Here is a 13,700-nt window from a genome sequence, read left to right on the forward strand (position 1 = left end):
GAGGAAAAATGAGCAAGATTGATGTGACAGAACTAGCCAAAAGCCTGCGGGAAAAAATCGCGCAGCTGGAGGCGACGGAAGGACTAGCGGACGCTGGTGTGGTCATCCGCGTCGGCGACGGCGTGGCGTGGGTGCACGGCCTCAGTAAAGCTGGCTACAGCGAAGTGCTAGAAATTGAGACTGATGGCGGCACAGTGGAAGCCTTTGCACTGAACTTAATGGAAGATGAAATCGGTGCGGTGATCCTCGGCGGCGAAGAAAAAGTCAAGGCTGGCGCTAGCGTCCGCCGCAAGGGTGCGGTGCTGGACGTGCCAGTTGGCGAGGAGCTGCTTGGCCGGGTGGTTGACCCGCTTGGTCGGCCGCTGGATGGCGGACCGGCTATCAAGACCAAGAAACGTGGGCTGATTGAACGCCCAGCTATCGGCGTGATGGGCCGTAAGTCGGTGCATGAGCCATTGATGACCGGTATCATGTCAATTGACGCTATGTTCCCAATCGGTCGCGGCCAGCGCGAGCTGATTATCGGTGACCGCCAGACTGGAAAGACGGCAATCGCTATTGACACTATGATCAACCAGGCACGGCAAAAGACCGGCGTGGTCAACGTTTACGTGGCGATTGGACAGAAATTATCAAAGATTGCCCGGTTGGTTGACCGCCTGAAAGAAGAAGGCGTGATGGAGCAAACCATCGTGGTGGCGACCAGCCCGTCGGATGCGGCTTCCCTGCTCTACCTGGCGCCATATGCTGGTACCGCCATGGGTGAATATTTCCGCGACAATGGCGGCCACGCGCTGATGATTTATGACGATTTGACCAAGCATGCGGTAGCGTACCGCCAGATGTCGCTCTTGCTCCGTCGTCCACCAGGACGCGAGGCGTACCCTGGTGATGTGTTCTATCTGCACTCTCGCCTACTGGAGCGTTCAGCGAAGTTGTCAGATGAATTAGGTGCTGGTTCACTGACTGCTCTGCCGATCATCGAGACGCAGGCCGGTGACATCTCGGCGTACATCCCGACCAACGTGATTTCTATCACCGACGGTCAGATTTTCCTGGAGACTGACTTGTTCTACCAAGGTATTCGCCCAGCTATCTCTGCTGGTCTATCAGTTTCCCGCGTCGGTGGCGCCGCTCAGACCAAGGCGGTTAAATCAGTTGGTGGTAACCTAAAGCTCGGTCTTTCACAGTTCCGCGAATTGGCGTCATTTGCCCAGTTTGGCTCGGATCTGGATGATGCGACCAAGGCGCAAATTGACCGCGGTCAGCGCTTGACTGAACTCTTGAAACAACCGCAGTACCAGCCGATGAGTGTTTGGGAGCAATTTGTCAGCATCCATGCGGTGACCAGCGGTGCCTTTGACAATGTGCCAGTTGCTAAGATCAAGGAAGCACAAGCAGCCCTGCTGACACAACTTTGGAAAAATAACAAAGACGCAATGCGTGAACTAAACAAGGGCGCCAAGCCAACCGACGAGCAAATGAAGCTGATTGACGAGGCAACGCAGGCAGCGGCGAAAGGCTTTGAGGAGTAATCCATGCCGAGTACTCGTGCGCTGAAAAATCGCATTCGCTCGGTGGACTCGACCAAGCAGATTACCAAGGCGATGCAGCTGGTGGCCGCCAGCAAAATGCGCCGTGCTCAAGAGGCGGACAAGGCCTCGGCCCCCTACACCGTGGCGGCGGAGGAATTGCTGAGTTACCTAGCCAGCCAAGGTGCGACGGATAATCACCCGCTGTTCAAGCGCCGCAAAATCACCAAACGCTTGATCATCGTCATTGCCAGTGATAAAGGCCTGGCTGGTGCGTATAACACCAATGTCTTGAAGAAATATCTGGAGCTGCTGAAGCGTGATGACGAACGCGGTATTGAGAATCTGACCTTGACAATTGGGCGTCGGGCTTCACAGTTTGCCTCGCGCTTGAAGGATACGAAGATTATCGGTAACTATGACGATTTACCGGATCAGCCGTCGGGACTCACTTTTCACACCATTTTAAACACCGCGACTAGCATGTTTGAGAATGGTGAAGTTGACGCAGTAACACTGGTGTACACGCGATTTGTCAATAGCATGGTGCAGACGGCGGAATTATCGCGCTTGTTGCCAGCTGGCACGAAGACGCTGATTGATCCGAGTGAAGTTTCTAACACAGTTTCCGATGCCAAGTACGAGCCGAGCATTCCAGAGGTACTGGACGCTGTGGCGAATCGTTTAACGGGTGCGCGATTATTACAGGGGCTGCTGGACGCTCGTGCTAGTGAACATTCTATGCGGATGATGGCTATGAAAAATGCGACGGATAATGCATCTGACCTGGTGGACGATCTGACGCTGGCGATGAACAAAGTCCGCCAGGGTGCGATTACCCAGGAATTGGCAGAGATTTCTGGCGGTGTGGAGGCGATGGAACAATGATAAAGGAGAACAAGATGGCAAAAGATTTAGGAAAAATTATTCAAATCGTTGGCGTGGTGGTCGATGTGGAATTTCCGCGCGATGTTAAGTTGCCGGCGATTTATGACGCGTTGCATGTTAAAAATGGCAAAGAGACGTTGGTATTGGAAGTAGCGCAGCACCTCGACGAGCACACGGTGCGAACGATCGCCCTGTCGTCGACTGACGGCTTGGCTCGTGGTGCGGAAGTGGTGGCGACTGGTGCGCCGATTTCCGTGCCAGTGGGTGCTGAGACTCAGGGACGCATGTTTAACGTGGTTGGTGAAGCGATTGACGAGAAGCCGCAGCCAAAGGGTAAAACCGCACCAATTCACCGCCCTGCTCCGGATTTGAGCGAGCAGTCAAACAAGACGGAGATTTTGGAAACTGGTATCAAGGTTGTCGACCTGATCGCCCCGCTGGCCAAAGGTGGTAAAGCCGGTCTGTTCGCCGGTGCTGGTGTCGGTAAAACCGTCCTGATCACCGAGCTGATCAATAACATCGCTAAGTTTCACTCTGGTAACTCGGTCTTTGCTGGCGTTGGTGAGCGTACTCGCGAAGGAAATGACTTGTACTACGAGATGGAAGAAGCTGGCGTGCTGGACAAGACCTCGCTGGTGTTTGGTCAGATGAATGAGCCACCTGGAGCACGTCTGCGCGTGGCGCTGTCGGGTTTGGCGATGGCCGAAGCCTTCCGTGACGAAGGTAAAGACGTGCTGTTATTTATCGACAATATTTACCGCTACACCCAGGCTGGTGCTGAGGTGTCGGCACTGCTGGGCCGTTTGCCAAGCGCTGTGGGCTATCAGCCAAACTTACAGCAAGAAATGGGTGCTCTCCAGGAGCGCATTACCTCAACCAAAAAGGGTTCGATTACCTCTGTTCAGGCGGTGTATGTGCCAGCTGACGACTTGACCGATCCAGCGCCAGCAACGACCTTCGCTCACCTGGACGCGACTATCGTGATGAACCGTGCCTTGACGGAAATTGGTATTTACCCTGCCGTTGACGTGTTGGATTCCAGCTCTAATTCGCTCGACCCAGAAATCGTTGGCGAGGAGCACTACCGTGTGGCGCGCGAAGTGCAGCGAGTGCTGCAGCAGTATAAAGAATTGCAGGACATCATCGCCATCCTCGGTATGGAAGAATTGTCGGATGACCAGAAGCAAATCGTCGCCCGGGCTCGCCGCATTCAGCGCTTCCTGGCGCAGCCCTTCCACGTGGCTGAGAAATTTACTGGCAACCCGGGTGTGTACGTCAAGTTGGAAGACACCATTCGCGATGCTGCCGACATCTTGGCTGGTAAATATGACGATAAACCGGAAAGCTGGTTCTACATGGTACAAGGCACATTGAGCGATCAAGTTGCCCGTGACGCAGAGTCGGAAACTGCTAAGTCTAAAAAACATTCTGAAAAGAAAGCCAAATAGCCATGAAATTGTCATTAGTTACACTTGTTGGCACGAAGGTTGACGAAGAGGTTTATTCGCTGTCAATCCCAACCATTGACGGCGAAATATCCGTTTTCCCGAGTCATGAGCCGCTAGTGACGATTGCGCGGGACGGCGTCATTACTGTGCGCCGCCATAAAGAAGATCTTGATAGCCAACTAGAGTATTTCGCGATCTCCGGCGGCGTGGTGAAGATTGATTATTCATCGGTGCAAATCCTAGTGGACGAGGCCGACCACGGCGACGACATTATCGAGGCGGAGACGCAGGCGGCACTGGAGCGCGCTATCAAAGCTCGCGACGAAGCCGGCGACCAAGTCGAGCGCGAAAAAGCCAAACAGCTCATTGACCGTCATATGGTGCGGTTGAAGGTGGCGGATCTTCATCGGCGCAAGCGACGACGTTAAACTTTGTCGAGAGCAATCATCAGTTGACTTACTTTACCGAGTATAATATTTCGTATTTCGGTTGGTAGTGTTCTTCTTGCTGTTTTTTGATATGTATCGAGGAATATTCCATTTATAGCTTCATTTGATATAGAGAATTTTTCGTGAACATTTGTATCACGTAGACCTGCTATATATCTTTGTATGTCATCAAGATAATCGTCAGGATCTGTAGACTCCCTTGCTGTTGTCGTGTCGATTATCCTAAATTGTAGACTTGGATCATAGGCTGTGTTTCGTGGTAGGAAATCGCCATGAGTCATACCCGCTTCGCCATGTAAGAATAATAAACTTTCTGCTGCTATTGCAAGCGCCAGATAGACCTCTTGTGTTGTTCTCTCGTGATTAAATATAAGGTTGTCACAGCTTGTAACTCCCTCTTCAAAACGGGTAATTGTATGTAATACTCCTTGATTGTCTCGCATAAATCCAGTATATGCAAAGGTTATTTGTCTATCCTCGCTCAATTTATTTAGCCTTAAGCTTGTTGCGTAATCTCTACCTGCTAGTATAGAAAATTTTTCAGGATAAGGCTTAAGGGCTACTGGGAGGCGTGACAATAAGGTATTACCACTGATACACATATCTGCAAAACGTACATCATGCATGCTGTCTTCGCGCCCTGTTCTGTATGTGTCATTTTCCTTTGTGGTCACAGCCGTAGGAAGAGACGCTATCGTTGAGTCTGTTTTGTGTGAACACAGAGCTATATGCCCCATCGGTAAGCTATCAAGACGATACATAATACTAGATAGTTCTGCGACGTCTGGATTTATGGTAGATACCAAAAACTTTTCCATATTGTAATTATATCATAATAATCATATTTTTTCAATCAATTTGCGTATAGTACTAAGACTCTAATTAATACTAACCTAAATAGCGACGTCTTCCGTCGTCTCTTCTCTATCTTCAGCGATACCAAAAGTAACAGCCACGAATAGAGACAGAACCACTACAAACCCTGAGATAATGGCGATAGTTTTTGATGTTTCAAATGAAATAGCGTTATTTGTATACACGGATAAGGTTGAAAAGGTCTCTATGTCGCTAAAATCAGGCATTGCAAGACCGCAGATAAATAATGAGATTGACATGACGATAAAGGAAACACGTACTATTGTGGTGAGATGGTCTTTTGATGCATGGCGTTTTTTCATTTGTCGGGAGATGATTGCAAGACAGATACAGCTAACGATAAGCGCCCACGGGCCAAGTAGTGCTAGTACCCAACCGCCGATGCCAGTAATGAATCCGCGTGCGAGCGAGAACCAGATAGCACTTACCCATAATGCTATGACGATCCATGTGTCTATGGCCTGTTGTTTTTGTAGTTTTTGTTTTTTTGTTGTCATGTCAATAAGTATAATGTGGACGATCGTTGTGTGCAAGTATTGATCGCACCTCGTCGGTCGTCTTGGTGTGCATCAGCTGGTCGCGCAGCTCTTTGGCGCCGTCGAAGTCGCGGACGTAGATTTTGAAGAAGCGTTTGAGGGTTTCGTATGGGCGACCGAGGGTTGGTTGGTAGTGGTCGAATAGGTCGAGATGGTAGTTGAGGAGTTTAATTAGTTCTTGTTTATGATTGGTGATGGGGATTTTCGTTTCCTCGGTTGGAGTACTCTTTCTGTTTGTCTCTCGGGTACCGTCAGAAAATAATTCTGGGCCCACGTAAAGTTGCCCAAATTTTTTCTGAGGTACCACTCGAGACGCTCGAAAGCAAAACGGATCGCTAAATACTCCCCGCCCGATCATCAGGCCGTTGAGGCCTGGGTGGGTTGCAAATAGTTCTTCGCCGTGGGCTCGGTTGCGGATATCGCCGTTGATAGTCAAGAGAGTTTGTGGGGCGATTTCGTCACGTAGTTTGATAATGTCGTCGGTGAGTTCGTAATGTGCCGGGACTTTGCTCATCTCCTTTTTGGTACGCAGGTGGATGGTCAGATTAACAATATCTTGCTGCAAGATAGTCGTTAGCCATTCTCGCCATTCGTCAACATACGTATAACCCAGCCTGGTTTTGACACTGACTGGTAATCCAGCAGTTTTGGCGGCGGCGATGGCGGCGACCGCTACGTCGGGGTGGCGGATCAGTGCCGCGCCACCAGATTTGATGGCGGATTTGGCGGGACAACCCATGTTGATGTCGATGCCGTCAAAGTCGAGCTTGGCGCAATGGGCAGCAAATTGTTCCATATCACCTGGCTCGCCGCCCCAGATTTGGGCGACCAGCGGATGCTCGTCGTCGGTTTTAATTAGTCGCCCAGCGATGGCCTTATCGCCAGCGTGTACCCAGCCGGTGGCGTTGGTAAACTCGGTGAAAAACACGTCGGGTGCGCCTGCCCTTTTCACGACATGGCGAAACACTACGTCAGTGACGGCTTCCATGGGCGCCAAGATAAAAAATGGCTGCGGTAAATCATTCCAAAATGATGTCATCTCTGTTATTTTATCACAAAAAGGAGAAAACCCCATCTCGTCATTGAGATGGGGTGTGGCGGGCTCAAGCGGTTCTGTTCGGAATCGTCCTTTGTGTTGAGGATGACTCTACGAGTGAATCTCGCGAGCCCAAGAATGGGGGGGGGAAGCAAAACGCCTTTGTCTTGCTTCCCGGCGGGCATGGAGGGAATCGAACCCTCATCCTCTTTCTCTTATGAGATAGAGGGGCTCCGGTCCACACGCCCTTTGATTCTTTTCCGGATTACCGACTGGTGAAATCAGACCAGGGGCAGACGGACGCCCTTTTGTCGGTATTAACCCGACTTTTTCATAGATAGATCATCTATAACCGTCAATTTGGTAAGAGCAAGTTTTACTTCTTGCCCTGGAGAGCCCTTCGAGCCTCCTCGCCTCTGGAGCCAGCTTGGCTAGCTGCCTCCTTCAGCTTTTCTAGCTGATACTTGTCAGCCTTGTTTTCACGGGCTGCCTGAAGGGCGGCCTGGTGGTCTGCGTCTGTGTAAGCCATGACGCTCCTTCCGCGAAGAAAAGAGCCGACCCTATGACTATGCTCCTGGTGAGCACAACCTTAAGAGTCGGCTCTACCAATAAAGCGTTTATTATAATAACACTAACTATAAAAAAATGCAACAATATACCAGAATATTTTTATATTTCCCCTGCCAGAAGGTCGTTTTCGAATTGTAGCATTCCCTTATAATCCGCCGAATAGTCAGAAATGTCCGGCAAATCTAATGTGGTGATTTTTCGCCAAATAATCTCAATTAGTTGCGTAAATTCAGCCAACTCTTCTCTGGAGAATGTATCTTCCAAGCTGAGAATATCGCCAGTTTTCATGTCTGGCTCGACAAATTGTAGCCGCCCACCGGTAAACGTGAAATTGCCATAATCGCGTGAGTGCTCGACCAGTAGCTGATAAAACATCAATTGCTGACGATATTTATGAAGTTTGATTTTCTCGTAATCAGCCGAGCCTTTCCAGGAATGAGATGGTTTACCAGTTTTATAATCTGTTACGAATATAGTTTTATTTTGCTTATCAATGTCGACGACGTCAAGCTTACCAGTTAATTTGGTTTCTCCTATGATTACGCCTTGATTAGAAAAGTCCAATTCCGCCAAGTCTGTGTCGTGGAAATCAGAGGCCTTGGTGTTTATGAATGTAGTTAAGGCTGACTGACCTTTGTCTAGATATAATTGAAAATCGTCCGCTGGCAAATGTTGGCTCTCGAGGGATTTTTGGAAGAATTGGAGGATTTGTTCAGTGCTTGGCAATTGGTGATTGGCGTTAAATAAGCAGTGCGTTTGTTGAAGGCTGTTGTGAATCGCGGTTCCATAGGCTGCGGCAGAGTTCTTAGCGGCTGGAAAATGAAGCAAATTGTTCAATAAGAAATTCTGTGGCCCGCCGCGCGAAACGTCGAGGAAATTATTAAGATGTGTTACCGAGAGTTTGTAGGTTTCTAGGTTTGGTGTTAGTAAGTCTTTTAGCTCTGGAATAATCGGTGAAGTCAGACGTTCCGACCAACTGGTTTTGGCAATTTCAATCTGTTCTGTCGAATTTTCGATAGCGGGAATAATAGTTGGCGTGCAATTGGTCAAGAAACTGGCAATTATTGTGTCGCTGCCGGAATCGTTGGTCTGCGAGTAAGTCATCGTCAAGGTGTTTTTGGCGCGGGTCATCGCCACGAAGAACAGACGAAGTCGTTCATCGTAGGTGGCTCCAGCTGGCTGAAGTTGGAGATTTGCGGGATAGCGGATTAGTCGACTACGCGTACGAACCTTCTCTCCCCAAGCACTGTCAATTGCCCCGACAACAAAGACATGTGGGAATTCTAGCCCTTTGGACTTGTGGGCGGTCATTAGGTTAATGGCGCCGCGGATTGAACTGGCGTGTGGCCAGATTTGTGTTAGGCGGGTTTTGGTTGATATGTGAAGATCTATAAACTCCAGAAAATCTTCCAAGGTTGGATTTTTATCGGTAATTCGGTCGCGGAGTTTTTGGCGTAGAGTGCGCAAACTCTCTAAGGTCGTTAAATATGTATCAGGGTTTTTCTCTAGCTTTTCTGGTGGGAAATAAAAGCTGGCGATAGAAATAATTGAAGGATTGTTATTTTCACTGTCGATGGTCAGCCCCAATAGATTATCCAAATGCTCTTCTAGTGGTAGATTTGGTACGTCCTTGGCGCGGTCTAGTAGCCACTCGCCAAATTCCTTAAATGTGCTATTCGCCAGCATACTTTCCAGCCATAATTGGCGATTTTTGTAAGCGTGAAGACTCAATTTCCAGATGTCTGACGTTGAAAAACCGAACGCTGGATGAGCGATAATCTCTGGAAGGAGGCTATTGGCTAGGCTCAGATCATTTTGATGAATTGCCACGATGACTCGCGCTAGCTTATCTAAAATCTGGATAACGTCTTGTTCTAAAATGTCGTCGTGTCGCTCGTAATTAACCGCAATATTTTCTCTATAAAGATACGGAAGTATCTCGATTAATTCTTTGTGATGGCGCGCAATGACTGTGATATTTTCTGGTTTTTCGCCGCTTTGGATTAGTTGGGCAATTTGCTTAGCCACTCCTGCTCGTTCTTCGCTGGTAGAAGAGAATTCTTGGACTTCAACACGCGATCCTTGGCTGTCTGCGTGCGCTGTCAGCTGCTTGGATAGTCCATCAATGGTATTTTCTAGTCGATCTGAGCCTTGGGTGATTACTTGTCGCGCTGACGTTAAAATATTTTCAGCCGAGCGATAGTTATCCGTTAGAACGATAATTTTTGGATCGTGATAATGTTGGCGGAAACGCTGGATATTACCCACATCCGCACCTTGGAAACTGAAAATCGCTTGATCATCATCACCGACGGCCATGATATTTGGATTGTCGTCGTTGTCGCTAGTTAAATTAAATAACAAACGTAGTTGCGCTAAGTTGGTGTCCTGGAATTCATCGACCATGATGAATTGGAATTGCTCTTGGAGGTTGGCGCGCAATTCGGGGTGTTTTTCGCAGGCTTGAATAACTGATAGGATCATGTCGTCATAATCAAACAGTGAGCGATCACTTAGGACCTCTATATACTTTTCATAAACATCAACGACAGCGGATAATTTATCGGCGGCTGCCGAGTCTTTCAGGATAAATTCGCCTTTAGCATTTTTCTCGCACCATTTATTTTTCCAAGCAGTCAGCGGCTTGGTGGAGTTGGTGTCAATTGCCTCCTGAGCGGCGTGCGCGACGCTAAGCGCTAAAACATTGGCGTATGGAGTGATGGAGGATGGTAAATTAGAATTTTCTTTTTCGGGATTTTTACCAATTGACTTGGCGATTTTTTCAGCCAGCGGCGCAAATAATTCTATGGTTTTTTTAGATATTTTGGTGGCGAATATTTGCTGAATGTCTGGCGCAATTTCATCTATAATGCGCTGATTATCCGCAATAATTGTCTTTAGCTCTGCTGGAGTTAAGCCGCTTTGTTTGAATTCTGAAATAACTCGAATTAGTTCTTTTATATAAACAAACTCCCCGCTATTTTTCACACTTAATGGATTTCGCCAATCAAGATTTTCAAGAATTCCAGAGATAATTTGGTACTGTGTTAACTCGTCGACAGGCTGAGCGTCGGCGCCACGGAAAAAATATTCTCGATGTTGATTGATAATTTCTGTGCCAAAGCTATGAAATGTATGGATGGCAATTTTATATGCATCCTCGCCAATAATCTGACGAAGGCGTTGGCGCATGTTGGTGGCGCCACTTTCAGTAAAGGTTAAACATAAAATACTATTTGGTAAAGTGTCGGTCTGTCTAAGGATTTGAGCGGTGCGCATGCTCAGCAGCTCGGTTTTGCCTGTTCCTGGCCCAGCAATCACCAGAAGTGAGCCGTGGATATAATCAACAGCTTGGCGCTGATTATCATTTAACTTTGCGTAGCGAGTATTGAAATCCATAGTCCTATTTTATCATGTTGATAAATTCTATTTTTAATAATATTCTCGCCTCGCGTACCTCATGAAAAAATGGTAAAATATTATCTATGAACCAAGCGACATACGACGAGCTGGCGCTAGAACGAATCGCCAAGGAAAAATTTGGTTTTACTGTCGATATTCAATCGATTATTTTATGGCATGCTGATGTTAGTCGTACTGCCAAAGCCTCAGTTTTTTTAACTAATAAAAAACAGTTGATGCTGTATCTGGAAGCGACCTCGCCGTTAATCTTATCTGATGTTAAAAAGATAATTTCACGAATGGGTATGCGGGCGGAGCTATTTTTACCGCCGAAGGGGCAGCCGCGATATTTTACGGATATTGGTAAGAAAAAATTTCGTGAGGTTTTTCCTGGGCGCAAGCATGTAACTGATGAAGATTTGCACTTTTATAAAACTTTGGCGCCATATAATCCTGCTCTGGTGCTTATTTCTGAAGTAAAAAATGGTGAGATATATCAATTTGATTCTGATGCATATGGCAATTGGAGGGTGGGCGCACGCTTCCGCTACATAAGGATACAGACAAGCTAATGCGTGATTATCTGGATATTATTAAGCGAAATTTGCTATCTCCTATTGTCGTGGTTATTTTTTTGCTTGCTGGTGCACTGGTGTATGTGCGTGAGTATCGCGATGCTTGGTTTATCTCCGTGGTGATTGTCGTAAACTCGACAATTGGTATTGTCCAAGAACTTAGAGCTAAGCGAGTTTTGCGTCAATTAGAGCTGATGAGCGCGCCGAAGGCTAGATTGTTGAGAGATGGAAACGTAGTTGAAGTGGGCTATGAGGATCTGAAGATTGACAATGAAATTCTTATTCAGGCTGGTGATGAGCTGCCGGCTGATGCGAAAGTTATTGAGTCAAAGGGTTTGGAATTGAATGAGAGTATGCTGACTGGAGAGTCGGCTTCGATCGAAAAGAAGAATGGCGATGTTGTATTGGCGGCGACAACTGTTCTGGCTGGTGAAGGCATGGCGCGAGTAATTGCTGTTGGTAACGACACGAAGGCTGGTGCCATTAGCCAAGTTTTGAGGCGTTATAAACCAGAATTGACACCTCTGCAGCTAGCGATCTGGCGAGCAATATATTTCTTGACATATGGCGCAATTATCTTATCTCTGTTAATTGCTATAGTTTATTATTTCTCCGGCGATAATGTGGTTATTATTTTAAAGACAATTACTTCAGCGGCGGTTACGGTTGTACCAGAGGGTTTATTATTGGCAAGCTCATTACTGCTGGCGTTTGGCTCATTACGGTTAGCTCAAGCAAAAGTCTTGCCGCAGAAGTTGTCGGCAATTGAAGCGATGGCGCTGCTGAATTTGCTGGCGGTGGATAAGACTGGCACTCTGACCAGCGATGAAGTGTCACTGGAAAAAGTCTCATCGTTTGGAGATGATTTTTCGAGCTCGGATGTGGCTAGCTTTGCGGCTTTAATTGCTCATGAAACTAGTGGCGGGAATATTACTGGCCGTGCTATTCTAGCAGAAGCTGCCCCGCCAAAGGATACGGAAATAGTTGATGTTATGGCGTTTTCGTCTGCGCGTAAAATGGCGGGTGTGAGGGCTAGGGTCAACGGCACGGTGCGAACCTTAATAATGGGTGCGCCGGAGTTTGTGTCGAAGTTGGCGCCCGTTGATAAGGAGACTCGAAAGAAATTGAATGATTGGGCGGATAAAGGTCTGCGCGTATTGATGATGGCGGAATTTGCGGACGAAAAAACCAAAATAAAAGATTTAAAAGAGGGCTCTGGTGTGGCTATTGGCGCGGTTGTTTTACGTAATTCTCTGCGTCATGGTGTGGTTGAGACGGTAGATTTTTTGCAGCGCCAAGGTGTAACTATCCGAGTAATTTCTGGTGACAACCCGCGCACGGTTCAATATATCGCACGTGAAGCTGGCATTAAGCATCCAGAAAAAGTGGTTTTAGGAGCTGATTTGGCGAAGCTAAGCGAAGACGAATTTAATGAAGCTGCTGATACTTATACGATTTTTGCTCGTGTTCTACCTGATCAGAAAGAGCGTTTAATTGCCAGGTTTCAGCAATCAGGCAAATTTACCGGCATGGTTGGTGATGGCGTTAATGACGCGCTGGCGCTAAAAAAGGCAGACCTTGGCGTGGCGATGTACGCTGGCGCTCCAGCTTCGCGGCGGGTTTCTGATATTATTTTGCTTAACAATTCCTTTACGTCTCTGCCTATGGGAATGAAGCTGGGCAATCAAATTATGCAGGCGATTGAAGTAATTGCTATCCTCTTTTTCCATAAAATTATTTACGGCGTAACGCTCCTTCTTACAACAATTCTGATCAATATGAACTATCCATATTCGCCGCGACATATTACGTTTATGAACATTTTTCTGGTGACTATGCCGACGCTTATGTGGACGCTTTTCCCGCCCGTGCCGAAACACCGCATAAATCCTAAGCGTTTTTGGCGTGATACATTGCTGGCGGTATTGCCGATTGCGCTACTAACTGGCTTAACGGTAGCCTTTACCTATTGGATTATGTCCGCAGTCTTCCCTGGTCACGCCACTGAAGTTGCAACAATGACGGTGTTGACGGCAACGTTCTTTGGTGTCTATTTAGTATTTTTGGTGGGAATCATGCTTGATGTTGCCATAGATAAAGCCGCCAAACGCGCCCGATTATTATACTTATTGTCGGTGGTTGTTGTGGCGGCAGGTAGCTTCGGCTTTGGTTTCTTGAGAGATTTCTTCGACTTTACGGTGCCTAATTTATTTATCATGTGGCCGGCGATTGGTGCGATTATTCTTGCGGCGTTGGCGCAATTATTCCTCGCTCGACGTGTCGGACAAAGAATCTCCACTTCTGTCGGGTAAATTATTCAATATAGCCTTTAGGGTTAAAGCTCTGACTGCCACTTCTCCTATTACCCCTGAAGCTATTTCTGGGGTG

11 protein-coding genes and 1 tRNA gene are annotated in these 13,700 nt (G+C 47.5%); 6 read left to right on the forward strand and 6 right to left on the reverse strand.

The features are described 5' to 3' along the window. Positions 1–8: 8 nt before the first annotated feature. From atpA to atpC, 4 genes are read left to right on the forward strand one after another with little or no spacing between them, the layout of a single operon-like run. A complete protein-coding gene (gene atpA / locus TM074_RS01470; RefSeq protein ID WP_369000620.1) occupies positions 9–1,535 on the forward strand; it encodes a F0F1 ATP synthase subunit alpha in 1,527 nt (508 codons plus the stop codon). Between the two features lie 3 nt (positions 1,536–1,538). Beyond that, positions 1,539–2,420, forward strand: a complete 882-nt coding sequence (gene atpG / locus TM074_RS01475; protein ID WP_369000621.1) for an ATP synthase F1 subunit gamma — start codon at positions 1,539–1,541, stop codon at positions 2,418–2,420. 14 nt (positions 2,421–2,434) lie between these two features. Beyond that, complete coding sequence (gene atpD / locus TM074_RS01480; protein WP_369000622.1) at positions 2,435–3,868, forward strand: F0F1 ATP synthase subunit beta; 1,434 nt, start codon at positions 2,435–2,437, stop codon at positions 3,866–3,868. Positions 3,869–3,870: 2 nt separating this feature from the next. Further along, positions 3,871–4,296, forward strand: a complete 426-nt coding sequence (atpC, locus tag TM074_RS01485; protein WP_369000623.1) for an ATP synthase F1 subunit epsilon — start codon at positions 3,871–3,873, stop codon at positions 4,294–4,296. On the opposite strand, the gene TM074_RS01490 is transcribed toward atpC, so the two are convergent. From TM074_RS01490 to TM074_RS01515, 6 genes are all read right to left on the reverse strand, one after another. Further along, entirely contained in the window at positions 4,293–5,135 is an 843-nt protein-coding gene (locus TM074_RS01490; protein WP_369000624.1) for a hypothetical protein, read from the reverse strand. The two genes, atpC and TM074_RS01490, sit on opposite strands and share 4 nt — an antisense overlap. Before the next feature lie 75 nt (positions 5,136–5,210). After that, on the reverse strand, positions 5,211–5,690 hold the full coding sequence (locus TM074_RS01495) for a hypothetical protein (protein WP_369000625.1): 480 nt from the start codon (positions 5,688–5,690) through the stop codon (positions 5,211–5,213). Between the two features lies 1 nt (position 5,691). Then, entirely contained in the window at positions 5,692–6,768 is a 1,077-nt protein-coding gene (locus TM074_RS01500; RefSeq protein WP_369000626.1) for a tRNA dihydrouridine synthase, read from the reverse strand. Positions 6,769–6,943: 175 nt separating this feature from the next. Beyond that, positions 6,944–7,013: transfer RNA gene (locus TM074_RS01505), tRNA-OTHER, on the reverse strand. A gap of 128 nt (positions 7,014–7,141) precedes the next feature. After that, entirely contained in the window at positions 7,142–7,294 is a 153-nt protein-coding gene (locus TM074_RS01510) for a hypothetical protein (protein WP_010165076.1), read from the reverse strand. Positions 7,295–7,434: 140 nt separating this feature from the next. After that, positions 7,435–10,734, reverse strand: a complete 3,300-nt coding sequence (locus TM074_RS01515) for an ATP-dependent helicase (protein WP_369000627.1) — start codon at positions 10,732–10,734, stop codon at positions 7,435–7,437. A gap of 86 nt (positions 10,735–10,820) precedes the next feature. Here TM074_RS01515 and TM074_RS01520 point away from each other — a divergent pair, with 86 nt between their 5' ends. Continuing rightward, the gene (locus tag TM074_RS01520) at positions 10,821–11,309 is read left to right on the forward strand and encodes a hypothetical protein (RefSeq protein ID WP_369000628.1); all 489 of its coding nucleotides are present in this window, start codon (positions 10,821–10,823) and stop codon (positions 11,307–11,309) included. Beyond that, the gene (locus tag TM074_RS01525) at positions 11,309–13,624 is read left to right on the forward strand and encodes an HAD-IC family P-type ATPase (RefSeq protein ID WP_369000629.1); all 2,316 of its coding nucleotides are present in this window, start codon (positions 11,309–11,311) and stop codon (positions 13,622–13,624) included. The genes TM074_RS01520 and TM074_RS01525 overlap by 1 nt, the downstream gene beginning before the upstream one ends. The last annotated feature ends 76 nt before the right edge of the window (positions 13,625–13,700 follow it).

This window comes from Candidatus Nanosynbacter sp. TM7-074 (genome assembly GCF_041006295.1).
In the GTDB taxonomy this organism is placed as follows: Bacteria; Patescibacteriota; Saccharimonadia; order Saccharimonadales; family Saccharimonadaceae; genus Nanosynbacter.